The organism is Proteus vulgaris, from assembly GCF_023100685.1.
In the GTDB taxonomy this organism is placed as follows: Bacteria; Pseudomonadota; Gammaproteobacteria; order Enterobacterales; family Enterobacteriaceae; genus Proteus.
Map to the genome: position 1 here is coordinate 2,216,335 of NZ_CP090064.1, position 19,100 is coordinate 2,235,434.

The 19,100-nt window shown below is 35.3% G+C and carries 12 protein-coding genes; 4 read left to right on the plus strand and 8 right to left on the minus strand.

Features of this window, described 5'->3' with window-relative positions:
* Together kdpD and kdpE are read left to right on the plus strand one after the other, a co-directional pair.
* Positions 1-2,703 (plus strand): two-component system sensor histidine kinase KdpD, encoded by a 2,703-nt coding sequence (gene kdpD / locus LW139_RS10860; protein ID WP_166541172.1) that lies wholly within the window; start codon positions 1-3, stop codon positions 2,701-2,703.
* On the plus strand, positions 2,700-3,383 hold the full coding sequence (gene kdpE / locus LW139_RS10865; protein WP_166541171.1) for a two-component system response regulator KdpE: 684 nt from the start codon (positions 2,700-2,702) through the stop codon (positions 3,381-3,383). Before kdpD ends, kdpE begins: the two co-directional genes overlap by 4 nt.
* A gap of 38 nt (positions 3,384-3,421) precedes the next feature.
* Here the strand turns inward: kdpE and LW139_RS10870 are convergent, their stop codons facing one another.
* The 5 genes from LW139_RS10870 to LW139_RS10890 all read right to left on the minus strand — a co-directional run bounded on the left by LW139_RS10870 (position 3,422) and on the right by LW139_RS10890 (position 11,783).
* The gene (locus LW139_RS10870; protein WP_247849934.1) at positions 3,422-6,169 is read right to left on the minus strand and encodes a phage tail protein; all 2,748 of its coding nucleotides are present in this window, start codon (positions 6,167-6,169) and stop codon (positions 3,422-3,424) included.
* Positions 6,156-6,545 carry a hypothetical protein gene (locus LW139_RS10875; protein ID WP_166541169.1) on the minus strand — a complete coding sequence of 130 codons (390 nt, stop codon included), beginning with the start codon at positions 6,543-6,545 and terminating at the stop codon, positions 6,156-6,158. Before LW139_RS10875 ends, LW139_RS10870 begins: the two co-directional genes overlap by 14 nt.
* Before the next feature lie 271 nt (positions 6,546-6,816).
* Positions 6,817-7,944 carry an ABC transporter permease gene (locus LW139_RS10880; protein WP_166541168.1) on the minus strand — a complete coding sequence of 376 codons (1,128 nt, stop codon included), beginning with the start codon at positions 7,942-7,944 and terminating at the stop codon, positions 6,817-6,819.
* A complete protein-coding gene (gene rbbA, locus LW139_RS10885; protein ID WP_227336957.1) occupies positions 7,945-10,701 on the minus strand; it encodes a ribosome-associated ATPase/putative transporter RbbA in 2,757 nt (918 codons plus the stop codon).
* Between the two features lie 8 nt (positions 10,702-10,709).
* Positions 10,710-11,783, minus strand: coding sequence for an HlyD family secretion protein (locus tag LW139_RS10890; RefSeq protein WP_166541166.1), 1,074 nt, complete (start codon positions 11,781-11,783; stop codon positions 10,710-10,712).
* An 856-nt stretch (positions 11,784-12,639) separates the two neighbouring features.
* Here LW139_RS10890 and LW139_RS10895 point away from each other — a divergent pair.
* The gene (locus LW139_RS10895; RefSeq protein WP_247849936.1) at positions 12,640-13,674 is read left to right on the plus strand and encodes an isoaspartyl peptidase/L-asparaginase family protein; all 1,035 of its coding nucleotides are present in this window, start codon (positions 12,640-12,642) and stop codon (positions 13,672-13,674) included.
* Positions 13,675-14,006: 332 nt separating this feature from the next.
* Positions 14,007-14,999, plus strand: a complete 993-nt coding sequence (locus LW139_RS10900; RefSeq protein WP_166541164.1) for a tyrosine-type recombinase/integrase — start codon at positions 14,007-14,009, stop codon at positions 14,997-14,999.
* 94 nt (positions 15,000-15,093) lie between these two features.
* Here LW139_RS10900 and LW139_RS10905 read toward each other — a convergent pair whose 3' ends face one another.
* The 3 genes from LW139_RS10905 to LW139_RS10915 all read right to left on the minus strand — a co-directional run bounded on the left by LW139_RS10905 (position 15,094) and on the right by LW139_RS10915 (position 18,969).
* Positions 15,094-16,545 (minus strand): AMP nucleosidase, encoded by a 1,452-nt coding sequence (locus LW139_RS10905; protein WP_247849938.1) that lies wholly within the window; start codon positions 16,543-16,545, stop codon positions 15,094-15,096.
* A gap of 67 nt (positions 16,546-16,612) precedes the next feature.
* Positions 16,613-17,953, minus strand: a complete 1,341-nt coding sequence (locus tag LW139_RS10910) for a hypothetical protein (RefSeq protein ID WP_227336914.1) — start codon at positions 17,951-17,953, stop codon at positions 16,613-16,615.
* 107 nt (positions 17,954-18,060) lie between these two features.
* Positions 18,061-18,969, minus strand: coding sequence for an AEC family transporter (locus LW139_RS10915; protein WP_166541161.1), 909 nt, complete (start codon positions 18,967-18,969; stop codon positions 18,061-18,063).
* Between the last annotated feature and the right edge of the window lie 131 nt (positions 18,970-19,100).

Below are 19,100 nucleotides of genomic sequence, written 5' to 3' on the forward strand. Positions count from 1 at the left end.
ATGGAACACGATCAACAATGGCAACGCCCTTCTCCTGATGATTTACTCGCTTCAACGCGAACAACAACTCGTGGGCGTTTAAAAATATTTTTTGGTGCTTGTGCTGGCGTAGGGAAAACCTACGCCATGTTGCAAGAAGCTCAACGCCTCCACCAGCAAGGTATAGATATTCTTGTGGGCGTGGTTGAAACACATCAACGCCAAGAAACTGCAGCATTATTAAGTGGATTGCCGGTATTGCCACCACAACGTATTCATTATCATGGTAGAAAATTAACGGCATTTGATTTAGATGCCGCTTTAGCAAGGCACCCTGCGGTGATCTTAATGGATGAATTAGCATTTAGTAATCCCCATAAATGCCGACATCCTAAACGCTGGCAAGATATTGAAGAGTTATTGGATGCGGGTATTGATGTTCTTGCTACGATAAATGTACAACACATTGAAAGTCTTAATGATATTGTTGGTAGTATTACGGGTATTCGAGTTCAAGAAACAATCCCTGACTATATTTTTGATAGTGCCGATGAAGTGGTTATGGTGGATTTGCCACCTGACGATTTACAACAGCGATTACACGAAGGCAAAGTGTATATTGCAGGACAAGCCGAGCGTGCAATAGAACACTTTTTTCGTAAAGGTAATTTAATTGCCTTGCGTGAATTAGCTTTACGCCGTATGGCCGATCGTGTTGATACACAAGTTAAAGAATTCCGTGATAGTCAAGGAACAGCCCCAGTCTGGCACACTACAGATAGTTTAATGGTTTGCCTGGGGGCTCATGGTGGTAATGATAAATTAGTTCGTACAGCGGCACGTTATGCTGCTGCTTTTGGTTGCCAATGGCATGCCATTTATGTTGAAACACCTAAACTTCACCAAATTGGAGAACATAAACGCCGAGCAATTTTACATTCATTAAAGCTGGCCCAACATCTTGGTGCAAGAACCGCGATCCTCTCCGACAATCATGCAGAAAAAGCGGTGATCCGTTATGCCAGAGAGCATAATTTAGGAAAAGTCATTATTGGACAGCGCGCTTATCAAAAGTGGCAGTGGCTAAAACGTTGGATACGTATGCGTTTTGCTGAAAAATTAGCGCGATACGCTCCCGATCTCCATGTTATCAGCGTTGCACTTAGTGATGAGGAGCTTCGTTACAAAACTAAAATACCACAACTGCAAAATGATAAATGGCGACAAAATCTAAAAGGTTATCTCACAGCCATTGGATTATGTTTAGTAATAACCTTATTTTCTCGTACTTTTCTATTAGCGCTTGATAAGGCCAATTTAGTCACACTCTATTTATTGGGTGTTGTATTAATCGCGCTCTTTTTTGGTCGCCGCCCTTCCATTTTTGCCGCATTAATAAATGTTATTAGCTTTGACCTATTCTTTGTACAGCCTCACTTTTCTCTCGCTGTCTTAGATATGCAGTATTTAATTACATTTACTGTAATGCTTATTGTTGGGCTAGTCGTGGGAAATTTAACCGCAGGTATGCGTTATCAAACACGAGTTGCACGTTATCGAGAACAACGCACTCGCCATTTATTTGAAATGACCAGAGAACTTAGTCGCGCTGTAACTTTACAAGAAATTGCTCAGACAAGTTATCATTTTCTATCAAGTGCATTTGACGCCAAAGTTTGTTTACTTATTCCCAATAAACAAGACGAATTAACTCCTTTTCATGCTCAAGGAATGGGGCATTTACCTCTTGATAATGCAATTGCGCGTTGGTGTTATGACAAAGATCAGATCGCTGGCGCAGGCACTGATACGCTTCCAAGTGTACCTTATCAATTACACCCTATTACGGCATCTCAACAAGTTTTAGCTATTTTAGCCATTGAACCCAATAATCTTCGCCAGCTACTTATTCCTGAACAACAACAGTTATTACAAACGTTTAATGGACTGATTGCCAATGCACTTGAGCGATTACAGCAGGCAGAAATGGCCGAACAATCACGAATTAATATAGAACGAGAACAATTACGAAATGCCCTCTTAGCGGCTCTTTCTCATGATTTAAAAACCCCTCTTACTGTGCTTTTTGGTCAATCTGAGATTTTACTTCTAGATTTAAGTGCCGAAGGTTCATCACACACTGAGCAAGTGAACCAAATTCGACAACAAATTCTCACAACTTCACGATTAGTCAATAATTTACTGGATATGGCTCGGATCCAATCAGGTGGATTCCATGTCAATTTACAATGGAACTCACTACAAGAAATTACAGGAAGTGCCATTCGTTCACTCTCTTATTTACTAGATAAACATCCATTACAAATTGATATTTCAGCCGATCTATTGCTTTATTGTGATAGCAATTTAATTGAACGAGTTATCACTAATTTGCTAGAAAATGCAGTTAAATACACAGCATCAAACACGAAGTTAGGCATAAAAGCCTACACAGAAGAAACAAAAATTCATGTTGAAATTTGGGATGAAGGTCATGGTATTCCCAGTGATCAGCTACAGCTTATTTTCAATAAATTTTCACGCGCAGTAAAAGAATCAGCTATTCCTGGAGTTGGATTAGGTTTAGCGATTTGCAATGCGATTATTCGCTTACATGAAGGTGAAATTTGGGCTGAAAACAATAAAAAAGGTGGAGCAAGTTTCCACTTTGTTTTACCTTTAAAATCACTCCCTGATATTGATGAGATTGAAATAAAACAGTGACTCCATATAACATTTTAATTGTTGAAGATGAAAAAGAGATCTTACGCTTTGTTCGGCTAGCATTAGAGAACGAAGGTTTTCGTGTTTATGAGGCCTCTGAATGTCAACGAGGATTAATTGAAGCGGCATCAAGAAAACCTGATTTGGTTATTCTTGATCTCGGTTTACCAGATAAAGACGGACTCTGTTTTATTCAAGATTTTCGCCAATGGAGTAGTACGCCGGTAATCGTCCTTTCTGCAAGAGATGGTGAACAAGATAAAGTAAACGCACTTGATGCTGGAGCTGATGATTATCTAACGAAACCTTTTGGCATTAGTGAACTACTTGCCAGAGTAAGGGCTTCACTACGTCGTTTTGTAAAGCAAGAAACTGAAAACACACAATTTACCTTTGGTGATATTACTATCGATTGGGTTAATCGTATTGTCACACGCCAAAATGAACAGGTTCATTTGACACCAACAGAATTTCGCTTACTGAGTGAACTAGTTAATAACAGTGGTAAAGTGCTTACTCAACGACATTTAATGCAACATGTTTGGGGGCCTAATTTTGTCGAGCATAGCCATTATTTACGTATTTATATGGGGCATTTGCGTCAAAAATTAGAAACCGATCCCACATGTCCTGTACACTTAATAACAGAAACAGGGATCGGTTATCGATTTATGCCATGACTGACACTATTAGAGGATGGGTAAAGTTAATCTATTAATTAGTTTTCTTGTTTATATAAAATATACATACCTAATCCCCGTAAGATCTCACCAGACCAAAAACCATAGAACATACCATTATCGCTCCCGACTCTTACAGCTGGGGACCAACTCCCATTCATGGGGCTTGTTGGAGACACAATTTGATAATGTTCAATAAGTTCAGTAACTGATTTTTCAATAATCCAATTTAATTTACTGTTTTTACACCCAGACAGTGCTGCAAAACAAAGGCCACATAGCCACAATCCTGTCATATGACCGACAAAATCTCGCTTTTCTGGTGGTGGAGAATCCGCAGGAAATTCGCAAGGGAATCCACCTACTTTTTCGAAAAAATGAATAAGATAAGCAACCCAATTATTTGTAAATTGAATAAGATTTTCAGGAATATTTTTTTCACATAAGGCTAATTCATACCACGCTCTAGCTGCTGAAGCAAAAGCCCTAGGTTGATAACCTGCCCAAGCATCACTCCCCCAATGATTAAAAATAAAGGTATCTGCCTCACCATACTCAATGTTATCCCAGCGATCCCAAACATAGGCCATAGCAACAGGTCCTTTCACCTTAAACTTCTCTTCATAAGCCTTTTGGGCATCAAACAAAAACTGACACATATTTTCTAAATGAGTTTGTGCATTTTCTTCATGGATATAAATAAAAGGATGTTGATAGCCAGGATAAGGTAATCCACGCCATGAATCGAATTGAGAGGAATCTTTTGTAGAATTATTGGAAAAAGGAATAATTCCGGGGGTATAAGCGAGTTTATTGAGATCGTTATAGCTAATATCACAATCACCAATAAGTCCTTCAAAACTATCATCACCTGATAGGGTTATTGAAAATTTATGCGTCCAACCATTAAGATCATTAAAATGAATGGGAATATCGTTAAAGCAATACCAAGTAAGTTCGGAGCTATTCTCTTTTTCAGCTTCATTTATAGCAAGAGTAACGCTAGATACGGCTTGTAATTTTGGATACTTAGGCTTAATTTCGCCATCTGAGTAATAAGGTTGATAAGTCGTTAATTCAAGAGATTCAGGTGTTAGCTGAATAGTAGACCATTTGCCTCCTGTTACAGGTAATGTCCAGTGCCAGCGCCAAAATTCAGCATCATAAATAATGATTTCCCATTTATTTCTATTCAATTTATACGTAAATGATGTCGGAACCGTTTTTTCTTCTTCTGTTAACCAAAAACCCACCATCATTTTACTGCTATTTTTAAGTTCCACATGTTGTACAACAGCTGAACGACCATCAACAACATTATCCTCAAACTCAAATGAAGTTTTGATATCTTCACCCAGTTCAACATACCCTACATCATTAACAGTAAGGTATTCAATATCTTCATCTTTTTGAATAAACGAACTCACACTGAATTCATATTTTATTACGTTATTATTTGTATAAGTATGAGGTAGTGACAAAAACCAATTTTTCACAACATGACTGTTCTTTTGCGGAATAATACCCATATTAATTCTGACGTTTAATGGGGCTTTATTTTTATCCACTCCTCCTACATTAATGATTATTTTAGAGTTTTTATCAATTTTCTTAGAAATACTTTGCTGCTCTAAAGTCACCGTAGCATTTCCATCCGTTTTTATTCTGATAAATCCCTGTTTATTCCTATCAAGAGTAATCTGGCGATTTTTGGGATAATGATATTCATAGGAGATCCCGTCAGTAAACGGACTTAATTCAGTAGTAGATTGTCTGAAGAACTTATCATTAGAATCAATATTTGCATATCTCATGCACATTAATGCGCTATTTCGCCAAGCTAACCAATAACGGTGTTCATTCGTTATTTTCCATAATGTATAACTTGCCTCTAAAAACCACTCTTCTGCATCAGCAGCATTCCCATAGTTCTGTTTATCAATAATAGGGATATTAAGAGGTCTATTATGCCATGCCATATTTCGTTTTATCAGAAAGCCACCTTTCTCTACAGGTTGAATATTTGCATGACACAATTTCCATAATCCATTAATTGGCGATGCCATTTTTACATAGCCTTTGGGTTCAATCGCATTTTCTTCTAATACATAACCTTGCTTATCAATTTTTCGTCCGTATAAATCAATCAACCATGCTAATTCAACGGATTCACCCTTTTTACTCCAATTAATACTTCCATCATTATTAATTCCGACAACTCTGGCATTTATATTTGAATAAGATAATACTCCACGATAGGCTTGTGTCACTATATCAAGATATTCTCCCCAATAAGGCGTGCCATGGGGTATTTGACATATACCATCAACAAACATAATTTCAGTATCAATAAATCCTGAATTAGTCGGTTCATCAAAATTAATTGGCCAATTAGATAACGTGGGCTCTTTACCATTAATAATCCATTGGCTTAACCATCTATTATGAGGAGGGTCGGGAATTGTTTGATCTTGATAGAAATATTTAATATAGGCATCAAAGCACCAAATTGCTTTATCTAACCAATATTTATCCTTTGTTGCCTTATATACATAAAGATAACCCAATATTTGTAAAGATTGACCTTCTGTTGTTGCATCTCCATTAGGCTGTGATTCTAAACGTGTATATCCTATTGTGTGTCTATTATTTGATAAAACACCATCAAGATTAAAGACAAAATGTTGTTTATTTCTATCCATTGTTAAACCGGTATTATTATCTAAGAATCGTTGATGACCAAATAACAAATTATATATAGACATTAAATTATCATTCTGATACATGCATACCTCCCCCAATAAATCGCCCCATCCATTTCCCGTTAAGTGCAATAAACTGGATCATATCAATAGCATTTTCATCCCATGACAATAGAGGTTTACGACCTAAAGGCCATAATACACCATCAACAAAAGTCACTTGATTTGCACCTGAACCTTGAGTGATATGAAGTAAAATTTGGGAGCCGGATGTCGCTGTAGGAAGTTGAATAAAAGTCATCGGTTCATTAAGTGTTGTGGTGTACCAAGCATTTATAGAGTGAGGTAAATATAATTTATCTCTAATTGGCTTAATATCCATTATATCTATACCAATTTGTTCTTCTTTATTAAATTTACTTTCTCTTGTTGCAACTTTAAATATTCTTATTATCTTCATAAAACCAACCTTATTTTAAATATTTTTAAAACAATCAATAAAAATATATTAATTTCATTATTTTGATAATGGGTAAGGTTATTTACTAATGAGTTTTACTTAATGTCTTACCTTAAATATACTATTTACCCTTGTAAATATTAATTATTAAAACCCCATATTTAAGTAAAAACACCAAGCGGAGATAATTTAATTAATAAAAAACCTATCCCCTTCTATATTTAATAATAGAAGAGAATAGGTTAAATTATCGATTAATATTTAAAATTTATTAGGCCATAGCCGAAATGGTTTTTCTAAAACGTAATAAGGCTAATGAGAAAAATACCGACCCAATAACAATTAAGACAATAAATTGAGGCCACACAATAGAGAAATCAGCACCACGATATAAAATGGCCTGAGCTATACTCACGAAGTGTGTTGTTGGCATTGTTTGCATTACATCTTGTACAAACTGAGGCATACTTTCTCGTGATGTCATACCACCAGATAGCATATTTAGTGGTAGTAAAACCATAATCATCAATAAACCAAATTGTGGCATTGAACGCGCCATTGTACCTAAGAAAATACCAATAGAAGTTGTCGCAAATAAGCTTAAAGCAACACCACACATAAACAGTAAAACCGAGCCTTCAATAGGTACATTAAGCAAGGTTTTTACCACTAAGACTAACGACATTACCGATGCCAATAGTACAACCAAACCCATTGACCATATCTTAGAAAGCATGATTTCAAACGGAGTTACAGGCATAACCAGTAAATGTTCAATGGTTCCGTGCTCTCGCTCCCTTATTAATGCAGCTCCTGTTAATACTATTGATAACATAGTGATATTATTGATAATTGCCATCACAGAGCCAAACCAAGATTGTGTTAGGTTAGGGTTAAAGCTCATTCTTACTTCTAAATCAACAGGTAATGGGTCATTGGTTCTGTTTTTGGCTAAAAAGGTTTTCGCCTCTCCCATTACAATATTTTGTATATAACTATTACCTAAAAAAGCTTGGCTCATTCGTGTTGCATCGATATTAACTTGTATTTCCGGTTTACGACCCGCTAAAAGATCGCGCTGAAAATTAGGTGGAATATCTAATGCAAACGTATAAGCGCCTCTGTCTAACAAACCATCTATTTGCTCAGGAGTGATATCTGCAGGTGGCAAAAAATAAGGCATATAAAAACTATTTACAATACGTGCAGATAATTGTGATTTATCCTGATCAGCAACCGCAATCGGTGCATGGTGTAATGAACCCGGTGTTACCGTTGCAGATGAGTAAATCGATACGGTAAAAGCAAACACAATTAATGCCAGCATGGCCTTATCACGTGAGAGGCTTCGTAGCTCTTTTATACCTAAGTTAAATACATTTTGCATTGTGTGCCACATTTAAGCCTCCTGCTTTTTCAAGAAAAAGACACTTAGCCCAATTACGATAGGGATAGTAATAAGCAAAGGAATAAAAGACCAAGGCAAATCAAAAAGGTTTAATCCTTTAGAAAAAGTCCCTCTTGCGATAGTTAAGAAATGAGAAGTCGGATAAACATGCCCTATCCATTTACCAATGCCTTCTAATGATGAAACAGGGTCAATCATTCCTGAAAATTGTGTTGCTGGAATTAAGGTAATAATTGAAGTACCAAAAATAGCGGCAATCTGACTTTTCATGAAACAAGAGATTAATAACCCCATCCCTGTTGCGATCGTAATATAGAGCAATGCCCCTAAAGAGAGCGTAAGCATACTGCCTTTAAAACTGACGCCAAATACAAAGACTGAAAGCGCACAGAGCATAAAAAAGTTAAACATTCCCAATAAAATATAAGGAAATTGTTTACCTAATAAAAACTCAGCCTTGGTAACAGGTGTAACATAAAGATTAATAATAGAACCCAGCTCTTTTTCACGTACCACACTCAATGCACTTAACATTGCAGGGATCATCATTAATAAAAGTGGGATAACAGCCGGTACAATAGCAGGTAAGCTTTTTACATCTGGATTATAACGATAACGTGTTTCGATATTAATTGGTGATAATTTATCAACCACGTTTGTTGGTTGACGCATTGCCATATCAAGCATCCATGTTAAGTGCATTGCCTGAATATAACCACGTACTGTTTCAGCTCGATTTGGCATCGCACCATCTATCCAAACGCCTATTTTTACAGTATTTCCCTTTGCAACATCACGGGCAAAGTTAGGCGGAATTTCAATTGCAACGGTGATATCGCCACTACGTAGCCGACGTTCAAGTTGGTCATAATCAGTGATTGGTGCTTTTTCAATAAAATAACGAGAACCTGACAGATTTTGGCTATATGCTTGACTTAAACCCGTTTGGTCTCTATCCATTATACCAAAGCGTAAGTTTTCAACGTCCATGCTAATTCCATATCCCATAATAAACATGAGAATAACCGTTCCTAATAACGCCAGTGTTAGACGCACAGGATCACGACGCAACTCCATTCCTTCACGAATACTATAGCTAAATAAACGTCGTAGACTAAATCGTTGTTTTAAGGCTTTTTCTGCACTTTCATCGCTAGATGCGGGAAGTTGTAGTGTTTTTTCATTAAGTTCAGGGTTTTCCTGTTCACCCGATGCCTTCTTAAGATAATCAATAAAGACTTCTTCAAGGGTATCAAATTGACTATTTTTGACTAAATTACTCGGAGTATCAGTGACTAAAACTTTACCCGCATGCATAAGTGACATTCGGTCACAGCGTGCGGCTTCATTCATGAAATGGGTTGAAATAAAAATAGTGACACCGTCACGTCTTGATAAGTCAACCATCAAGTTCCAGAACATATCTCGAGCAATAGGGTCAACCCCTGAGGTTGGTTCATCCAGTATCAACATCTCAGGTTTATGAATAACTGCGACTGCAAGGGATAAACGTTGGCGAATACCTAATGGCAAACCATCAGGAAGGACATCTTCAACATCAGTTAAATTAAAACGCTCACTCATCGCCTTAACTTGTAGAGGAATTTCTTCTTCAGGAATATGGAAAAGTTTGGCATGTAATTCTAGATTTTGTCGTACCGTTAATTCACTATAAAGTGAAAAGGCTTGCGACATATACCCCACTCGACGACGAGTTTCGATATCTTTAGGGTCAACTTCTTGACCAAATAACCAAGCTCGCCCCTCACTAGCCTCTAATAATCCCGTCAGCATTTTCATTGTGGTTGATTTACCACAACCATTTGATCCCAAAAATCCAAAAATTTCGCCTTTAGGAATACGAAAGCTCACATGATCAACCGCAACAAATTGACCAAAACGCATGGTTAGATCTTTAGCTTCAATGGCAATCACATCATCGTCGCTTTTATCTCTAGGAGGAATAATTACTTTTTGATGATTCTTTTTCTTTTCTTCAGGTAACAACTCAATAAAAGCGGCTTCTAATTCATCCGTATGAGTTTGTGCTTTTAATTCATTGGCATGACCTGTTGCTAAAACTTTTCCGGCATCCATAGCAACCAGCCAATCAAAGCGCTCAGCCTCTTCCATGTAAGCAGTCGCAACTAACACGCTCATGTTTGTTTGGCGTTTACGGATACGATTAATTAACTCCCAAAATTGAGCACGAGATAAAGGGTCAACCCCTGTTGTCGGTTCATCTAGAATAAGTAATTCAGGATCATGAATTAATGCACAACATAAACCCAGTTTCTGTTTCATCCCACCAGAAAGTTTACCTGCTGGTCTGTCACGAAACGGCGCTAAACCCGTACTTTCAAGTAAGTCGTTTATACGCTCTGCTCGTTCTTGTTTTGATTGACCAAATAGACGGCCAAAAAAATCAACGTTTTCAAAAACAGAAAGTGTGTGATAAAGGTTTTTACCTAATCCTTGTGGCATATAAGCAATACGAGGACAAACAGCCCTTCGATGTTCAACATCATTCATATCACCATTTAAAACAATGACTTGCCCTGTTTGAATCTCTCTGGCTCCTGAGATAAGAGAAATTAAACTCGATTTACCTACACCGTCAGGGCCTATTAGGCCGACCATTTTTCCTGCTGGAATAGTCAATGTCACATCATCAAGTGCTTTGGTATCGCCATAATGTTGGGATACATGAGTCAATTCAATGATATGAGAATGACTTTGCGTTCTCATTGTTTGACTCATTGTGGTAATTTCACCTCTAAATCAGTTGGCCAAGATTGATTGTTATCTAATCGAATATAAGCACGACCTGGTAATCCGGTTTTTACATATTCAAGATGTTTTTCAAGTAACTCAGGTGAAATTCTCGCTCTTACACGAAACATCAATTTCAGTCTTTCATTATCCGTTTCAACCGTTTTAGGCGTAAATTGAGCAACACTAGCGACATAAGTCGTTTTTGCAGGAATAACAATATGAGGGGCTGCATCTAAAATAATATGAACGTCACTACCTAAAGCTGCTTGACCTGCCGCTTCAGTTGGTAAAAAGAAGGTCATATAAACATCACTTAAATCAACCATATTTAACACACGACCGCCAGCGCCTAAAACTTCGCCTGGCTCAGCAACACGATATTGAACACGACCATTACGAGGGGCTTTTAAAATACTGTCATCTAATTCAGCCATGATGCGTCTTTCGGTTGCTGTTGCGGCATCTACTTTTGTATTTGCTTGAATAATGCCCGCTTTTGCAGATTCAATAGCAGCTACGGTTGCCGTTTCTTGCGCTTTGGCAGCTTCAACGGCAGCTCTAGCCCCTTCAGTTCTGGCGATATCATCATCTAATTGTTGAATAGAAATAGCATTGGTTTTTACTAATGCGCGAGAACGATTGAGCCTTTTTTGTGCTGCATCCAGTTCAGCAATACGTTGACGAACCACCGCTTGGGCAGCAAGTTGTTCGCTGTTACGTTGTGATAATGCAGATTGAGCAGTAACAACACTGCTTTTTGCTTGATTTAATTGTGCTTGAACTTCATGAAGTTGTTCTTTAAGTGTACGAGTATCCATATTGGCTAAAACTTCACCCGCTTTAACAAAATCACCTTCTTGCACTAAAATAGAGTCTATTCTTCCTGGACTTTTTGTTGATATATCAATTTCGGTTGCTTCTATTCTCCCATTACTTTGAGCAAATCCAGAAGGAAGTGTCGGTGCTTGGGATTTCCACCAAAAAACACCGGCAGCAATTATCGCGATAAGAATAATACCGTAAACAAAAAAACGACTCTTTTTTTGATTTTTCATATAAATTATTTAACCTTCCTTTAGCCATAAAATAATACCCAAAATGTGTTTATCTGCTGTATGTCAGAAAATAGTTAAATAGTAAAAACTGATTAATTTTTTATTTTATCTATATTTAAAAATAGTTCATTTGTATTAATAAAGCTAACTCATACCTAATAAAAAAATAAAATGTTAAAAGCTAACCTTATGAATTATAAATATTATGTTACTATAATAGAGCCTTAACTCAAATTAATGTAGTGCTTTTATCACAGAATCCATTATCCCTTTTTGATTATTCGAAGAAGCACACAAATTGTATATAAAAAACACCTTTTTATTACATTCAAATACAAACGAAATAATAACAATTTGTTATCAATCGCTTATCAATATTAAAACGATACTTGTCTTTTTATTTTCTTTTATAAAATAACTAATTATTAGTTAACTGTAATGTAACCATCTATAGCAACAGATTGAATTTATTGCATAAATTAATTGAAGCCTATTTTTAAATACTTATTTTAAATACCTAGAAATAATCAGTAAAAATAGCATTATTAATTTTAAATTGAATATATTATTACTTACTTAACATATTTCTTCTGATATAAAAATAACCTCTAAAAAATGTAACCACTTGAATATGTTATAAAATAAATCGTAAAGTAAAATCACCCTATGACAGAGATCGATAAATCAGAAATAAATTCAAGTGTTCAGACCACTTATGTCTTAAACTTTTTATATAGTGATTATTGCAGTTAGTTATTATAGCTAACTTACGTAATTAATTAGAACTTAGGAATAAAGCGGTAAGAAAACATATGAAAATATCAAATTAATTTTAATCTAAAATAAGAAGGGTTATATGAATAATATAAAATATAAACTCGCCACAATGACACTTTGCACTCTATTTGCTACCTCTGTTTATGCTAATACCCAATCCCCTATTCGCCTTGTTATTCATGGTGGTGCAGGCACAATTACTAAAGACACTATCACCCCTGAGCAAGAAAAAGAATATAAAGAAAAACTGACTGAAGCATTAAACGCAGGATATGCTGTTTTGAATAACGGAGGCACTAGTATAGAAGCGGTTCAAAAATCAATTAACGTAATGGAAGATTCGCCTCTCTTTAATGCAGGAAAAGGCGCCGTTTTTACCCATGATGGACGTAATGAACTTGATGCTTCTATTATGGATGGAAAAACACGCAATGCCGGTGCTGTTGCTGGAGTCACTACAGTTAAAAATCCTATCAATGCAGCTATTGCAGTAATGGAAAAAAGCCCTCATGTTTTAATGGTATCAAATGGCGCAGATGTTTTTGCTAAAGAACAAGGGCTGACAATTGTAGACCCTTCTTATTTCCGTACCGAAAATCGCTGGCAACAACTCCAAAAAGCGATAGAAAAAGAACAAGTCGTTTTAGATCATGATGGAAAAACAGCTGCACTTTTTGTTGATCCGATGATGTACGATTATAAATATGGCACAGTAGGTGCAGTTGCTCTGGATCAACATGGTAATTTAGCAGCTGGAACTTCAACTGGCGGAATGACTAATAAACGCTATGGCCGAGTAGGCGATTCCCCTATTATTGGCGCAGGTAACTATGCCGATAATGAAACAGTTGCTGTATCTGCAACGGGTTCTGGTGAAATGTTTATCCGTACATTAACCGCCTTTAATATTGCCGCCCAAGTTAAATATCAAAATCTACCTTTAGAAATAGCGGCACAAAATGCACTTGATGAAGTCAAAGCTATTAATGGAAGTGGTGGTGTTATCGTATTAGATAAGTCAGGCAACTATACGATGAGTTTTAATTCTGAAGGTATGTACCGTGGCACAATCGGTAATGATGGAAAACCTGTTGTTGCTATTTATAAAGAGTAAATTTAAATAGTCATTTTTCTATTTCGTACCCAATTTCTTCCTTATTTTTAAACAGAGAAAAATGAAGATCTTGGGTACGAAACCTTAGCTCATCTCCTATTATTCGTCTTATTCCCTACATTTTTTCTGAAAGAAATCTATTCTTAATTTTAGAGACAATTCAACTCGATTACTATTTACACTAACTATGTTCAATTAACATTCCAATTGATGATAAAACAAACAAGATCCATTCTACTTATTAAAATGATCCTTTGAAAAAGTAGCTTTTTTCTTTTTTGGATCTGTTAGAATATTCATCATGGTTATGTTGATTTAATAAGGAAATCACAGTGGAATTTCACCACGACGATCAGGAATTAACACCTGAAACATCGCTAGTTTTGTCTGAAAAACAAGCATTATTGGATCTGAATGCAACATTCACCTCACCCGCTCATACTAATCCTGCAATGGCATATTTAATGAGTTTGGGTTCAAAACGTAGTCGTCAAACAATGGGATCGTTTTTAACTATTGTTGCTAAGATGATTGGTTTTTCTTCTCTCAAAAATTGCCAGTGGGGAGCACTTCGCCGGCATCATATTCAAGCCATTATTGATATGTTATCTGATGCCAATAAAGCCCCCGCCACTATCAATACTTATCTTGCTGCTTTAAAAGGCGTCGCTTTAGAAGCTTGGGCAATGAAACAAATGGATACTGAAAGTTATCAGCATATCCGCCAAGTTAAATCGGTAAGAGGAAGTCGACTCCCTAAAGGTCGAGCTCTAACGAGTAGTGAAATTCGTGCTTTATTTAAAAGTTGTGAAAAAGACAATTCATCGAAAGGTTTAAGAGATGCCGCAATATTAAGTGTGTTATTAGGTTGCGGGTTACGCCGTTCAGAAATAGTCGCTATTAATTACGAGCATATTCAATTTCGTGATCAAGCTTTTCTTGTCAGAGGTAAAGGTAATAAAGAAAGAATGTCTTATATGCCCGATGATACTTGGGATCGCGTTCAATTATGGATTGATGAAATAAGAGGTACTCAAGATGGCCCTCTTTTCACTCGAATTCGTCGTTTTGACGATGTAACAACTGAACGAATTACAGACCAAGCTATTTACTATATTTTAGAAACTCGTCAGCAAGAAAGTGGTATTGATAAATTTGCTCCTCATGATCTTCGAAGAACTTTTGCTTCCGCAATGCTTGATAATGGAGAAGATATTGTGACTGTAAAAGATGCAATGGGTCATGCCAGTATTATGACAACTCAGCGTTATGACAGACGTGGGGATGATCGACTAAGAAAAGCAGCACGCCATTTACGTTTTTAAATTTTATTTTTGAATAATTTACTTTTGATAAAATCAAATAAAAATCCCAAACTATTGAATTGATTATAATTTGGGATTTATTATTACTTACAATTTATCTGAAAGGTGGTTCATTAAATGTTCTCAATTTTCGAGAGTGCAAATTATTTTCTTCTTGTTTAAGTAACTCGATAGCTTGTATACCAATTTGCAAATGTTCTGATACAGCGCCCTCATAGAAATGATTAGCCTGACCAGGTAATTTAATTTCACCATGTAATGGTTTATCAGATACACATAATAATGTGCCGTAAGGAACTCGAAAACGATAGCCTTGTGCTGCGATTGTTGCACTTTCCATATCAACAGCAACCGCACGACTTAAATTAAATCGCCTTGCTGATACCGAAAAACGTAATTCCCAATTGCGATCATCCGTTGTAACAACGGTTCCTGTTCTTAATCTTTGTTTTATTTCATGCCCTGGTTTTCCACTGACTGCTTTAGTGGCGTCATAAAGTGCACGTTGTACTTCTGCAATATTTGGGATTGGAATATCAGGCGGTAAAACATCATCTAAAATATGGTCATCACGCAAATAAGCATGGGCTAAAACATAATCGCCAAGTTGTTGGCTTTCACGTAATCCGCCACAATGACCAATCATTAACCAAACATGAGGCCGTAAAACCGCCAAGTGGTCACAAATTGTTTTTGCATTTGAAGGGCCAACACCAATATTAACTAATGTTATTCCGGGGCCTTCTTTAGCAATTAAATGATAGGCAGGCATTTGATATTTCTTCCAAGTTAAATCTGATATTAACTTTTCAGGATCAACAGTATCTGCTGTAATTTGTTGAAACCCAGCACAGGAAAGCGCGCAATATGGACTATCTTTATCCACAACTTGATCACATGCCCAACGAACGAATTCATCAACATAACGATTATAATTCGTATATAAAATATAGGGTTGAATATCTTCAGGCAATGTACCAGTGTAATGCTTTAAACGTGCCAGTGAGAAATCAGTACGTAAAGCATCAAAATGAGAAAGTGGCAATATTTCCCTATCACAAATTAAGCCATCGGTAATTTCATCACCAATTTTAGATAGATCAGTTGTTGGAAAGTATTTTGCTAAAGAGGCACTCATTTTTCTATCAAAACCAATACCAGTTCCATCAATGACAAAAGGATAAGGGATCTCTTGTTTTGAGGCACTGACTTCAAAAGTTGCATAGTAGGCATCAGCAATAAGTTGCAATTGTTCTGATAAATAGTTTTCAAATAAAGCGGGATTAGTAATAGTGGTAGAATAAGTTCCTGAGCGAGATAAACGCCCATAAGCTCTCGTTTTATCTTCTGTTTTTATTTCTCCAGACCACTGCACTGTTAATTGAGGATAAGCAAATAATCCTTCAGCTCTTTGTTTTATATCAGGTAATGTTCCATTTTGTGCATAATCAACAATTGCATTACGTAATGCATCAACGGCATTTTGATATTGTTCTTTTAGTTTGGTAATAATTGCTTGGATTTCAAGGTGATGAGGTTGTGACATAAAAAGAGCCTCTTACTTATTATTGATTTATAACCATAATAGCAAGAAGCTTTGTTTAGCCCAATAGTCAATACTTCAAGATTGCGTATTCATATTCACTTTTGTTATCAAGAACAAGTGTTTTATTTTTAATATCATAGTCAAAAATTAATTTAGTGTTATCTTCTAACGTAATATTCCTTCCAACTAATAATAACTCTGAAATATTAGAGTTAACAATACCCATAATATTCATATATTTATCTAATGAAAAAGGCTTTCCTATAAGTTCTTTACTAACGAGGTTGACTAAGTTACAGTGTTGCTCATTAACATACGGTAACTCTGTATTTATTAAATTCTTTATATTTTCTATATTATTATTACTTTTATCTTGTAATGATTTTTTATTTTCTATTTTAATTTTTATTGTGTTTTTACTATTATCTTTTATAATATCTATTACCGTTTCTGCTGAATAAGGAACATTAATTAATCCCGCAAGTGTATCTTGTTTCATCAAAAATGATTTAAATTCAAGAAGTCCTTTTTGATATAATAAGGAATAAATTAGTTCCTTATCATTTTCATCCAAATCTGTAAATTCATTTTTTAATTTTTTAAATTCTAACTCTTTGAATGTTTTTTCGTCTAATTCTTGTGGTTTATTTCTTAGATCAGCAACGGAAATACTATTAATTTTCAATGACATCCTTGATAGGTCATTAAGTAGTTCAGCCTCAATTTTATCTAATAATCTTTTACCTTCTTTATTTGCTTTTTTTCTTTCATCTTCAATTAGTGCCTTTAATTCACTAGGAAACTTCTTGAAATCAAAATTAGCTTTTTTATATAATCTGTTTGTTAATATGAAATTTCTATCAAATTTATTTTCATTTACAACCTTAATTTTATTATTTATTAAATTGATAATAACTTCTTTTTTAATATCATCGATTTTATTAATGTTATTCTTGTTTTTTTCATCCCAGATTGCTATAGCATCAAATATAAACTCATCAAAATCATTTTCTTTTAATGCTATTATTATATCTGTTATTGATTTCAAATCATTGTCAATATCATTTATATTATATGAGAAGCTTATTTCTTCACTGTCAGGATTTTTATCCAATTTAATAGAACAAGTTATTTCATCATCGTTTTTTTCAATCAAAAAATTTTTTTTATATTCATTACCAGTAGTAAGGTTTTCTAATTTACAAAATCCAAGTATTTTATCTAACTTAGATGTTTCATCATTAAAAAAAGTATTTTTAATTAATGGGATAACCGTGCTTTCTTGTCCAAAGCCAAACCAATTTTTTATTTTTTCCCATATAGTTCTTGCATCTAGTGGATTGGATGCATCTTGTATTTGCTTTGCATTTACAGGACTTATTGAATAATCAGCAATTTTTATTGGCATTATATTCTCCTAATATCTAATATTATGAAATAAAAATATCAGGATAAAGATTTTATGATATAAAAAAACAATCTAGTTATTTATGATATTTTGATAATGAAACCTTTCTATATTGCTAAAAAACTTAAAATAATAGGTAATGTCATTACTGCAAGTATCGTCTGAGATGTAATGATCCCTGCCATTAATTCAGAGTCGCCCCTTAACTGTCGGGTTAAAATATAAGAAGTTGGCGCTGTTGGAATAGAAAAGAAAATAACTAAAAGCATCATAACTAATGAAGATAAACCTAAGAAATAAGCAACGCTATACGCGATTACCGGTACTATAAGCAATCGGGTAACTGTGTTAATACCAATCATTTTGCTTTCTGCTTTTAGTGTTGATAGATGCAATGCTGCACCAATACAAATAAGTCCTAAAGGTAAACTCGTTGCTGCTAACAATTTCAAGAATTGATCGCTACCAAAAGGAAGCCCAATTCCTGACAGATTTATTATGATGCCAATAACACAAGAGATAATTAAAGGGTTTTTTATGATAGGTAATATCAATTGACGCAAAGTCACATTTTGCCCTGCAGTTAAGCAAAGCACTGAAGTTACGTTGGATAGAGGAACTAGTGTTGCTAATATCAAAGCCGCTATTCCCAAGCCTTCAACACCAAATAAATCAGCAACAATAGCTAAACCTAAATAAGTGTTAAATCGAATATTACCTTGAACAATTGCACCAAAGCGACCCGCAGACCACCCTGTTATTTTTTTCAAAATAACACACAAAATAGTGACAATAATAACTACAGAAAAAATAGCCCCAGCAAGGTGGGGTAATTGAGGATCAGATAAAGGAGCATTCGCCAAACTATTAATCAATAGGGCAGGAAAAAGTAGAAAATAGTTAAGTTTTTCAGCTCCTACCCAAAATGCGGGCTCAAACGTTTTATTTCTTCTTAAAATTGCACCTAGCGCAATTAACGCGAATAATGGCCATAACGTTAATAACACATTTTGCATAATATTTATCCTAGAGATGTCGTGATACTTTACAATATCGTAACATCAGGGCGATTGCTATTTTATGTTGTTAATACAATAACCAACTCAAAATATGATAAAAATATAGCAATATCGCATTTTCAGAATAG

Excerpts from the sequence above, each read along its gene's own strand:
- LW139_RS10905 (WP_247849938.1), bottom strand. The coding sequence starts at position 16,545 with ATGTCACAACCTCATCACCTTGAAATCCAAGCAATTATTACCAAACTA.
- rbbA (WP_227336957.1), bottom strand. The coding sequence starts at position 10,701 with ATGAGAACGCAAAGTCATTCTCATATCATTGAATTGACTCATGTATCC.
- LW139_RS10870 (WP_247849934.1), bottom strand. The coding sequence starts at position 6,169 with ATGTATCAGAATGATAATTTAATGTCTATATATAATTTGTTATTTGGT.
- LW139_RS10915 (WP_166541161.1), bottom strand. The coding sequence starts at position 18,969 with ATGCAAAATGTGTTATTAACGTTATGGCCATTATTCGCGTTAATTGCG.
- kdpD (WP_166541172.1), top strand. The coding sequence starts at position 1 with ATGGAACACGATCAACAATGGCAACGCCCTTCTCCTGATGATTTACTC.
- LW139_RS10880 (WP_166541168.1), bottom strand. The coding sequence starts at position 7,944 with ATGTGGCACACAATGCAAAATGTATTTAACTTAGGTATAAAAGAGCTA.
- LW139_RS10895 (WP_247849936.1), top strand. The coding sequence starts at position 12,640 with ATGAATAATATAAAATATAAACTCGCCACAATGACACTTTGCACTCTA.
- LW139_RS10910 (WP_227336914.1), bottom strand. The coding sequence starts at position 17,953 with ATGCCAATAAAAATTGCTGATTATTCAATAAGTCCTGTAAATGCAAAG.
- LW139_RS10875 (WP_166541169.1), bottom strand. The coding sequence starts at position 6,545 with ATGAAGATAATAAGAATATTTAAAGTTGCAACAAGAGAAAGTAAATTT.
- LW139_RS10890 (WP_166541166.1), bottom strand. The coding sequence starts at position 11,783 with ATGAAAAATCAAAAAAAGAGTCGTTTTTTTGTTTACGGTATTATTCTT.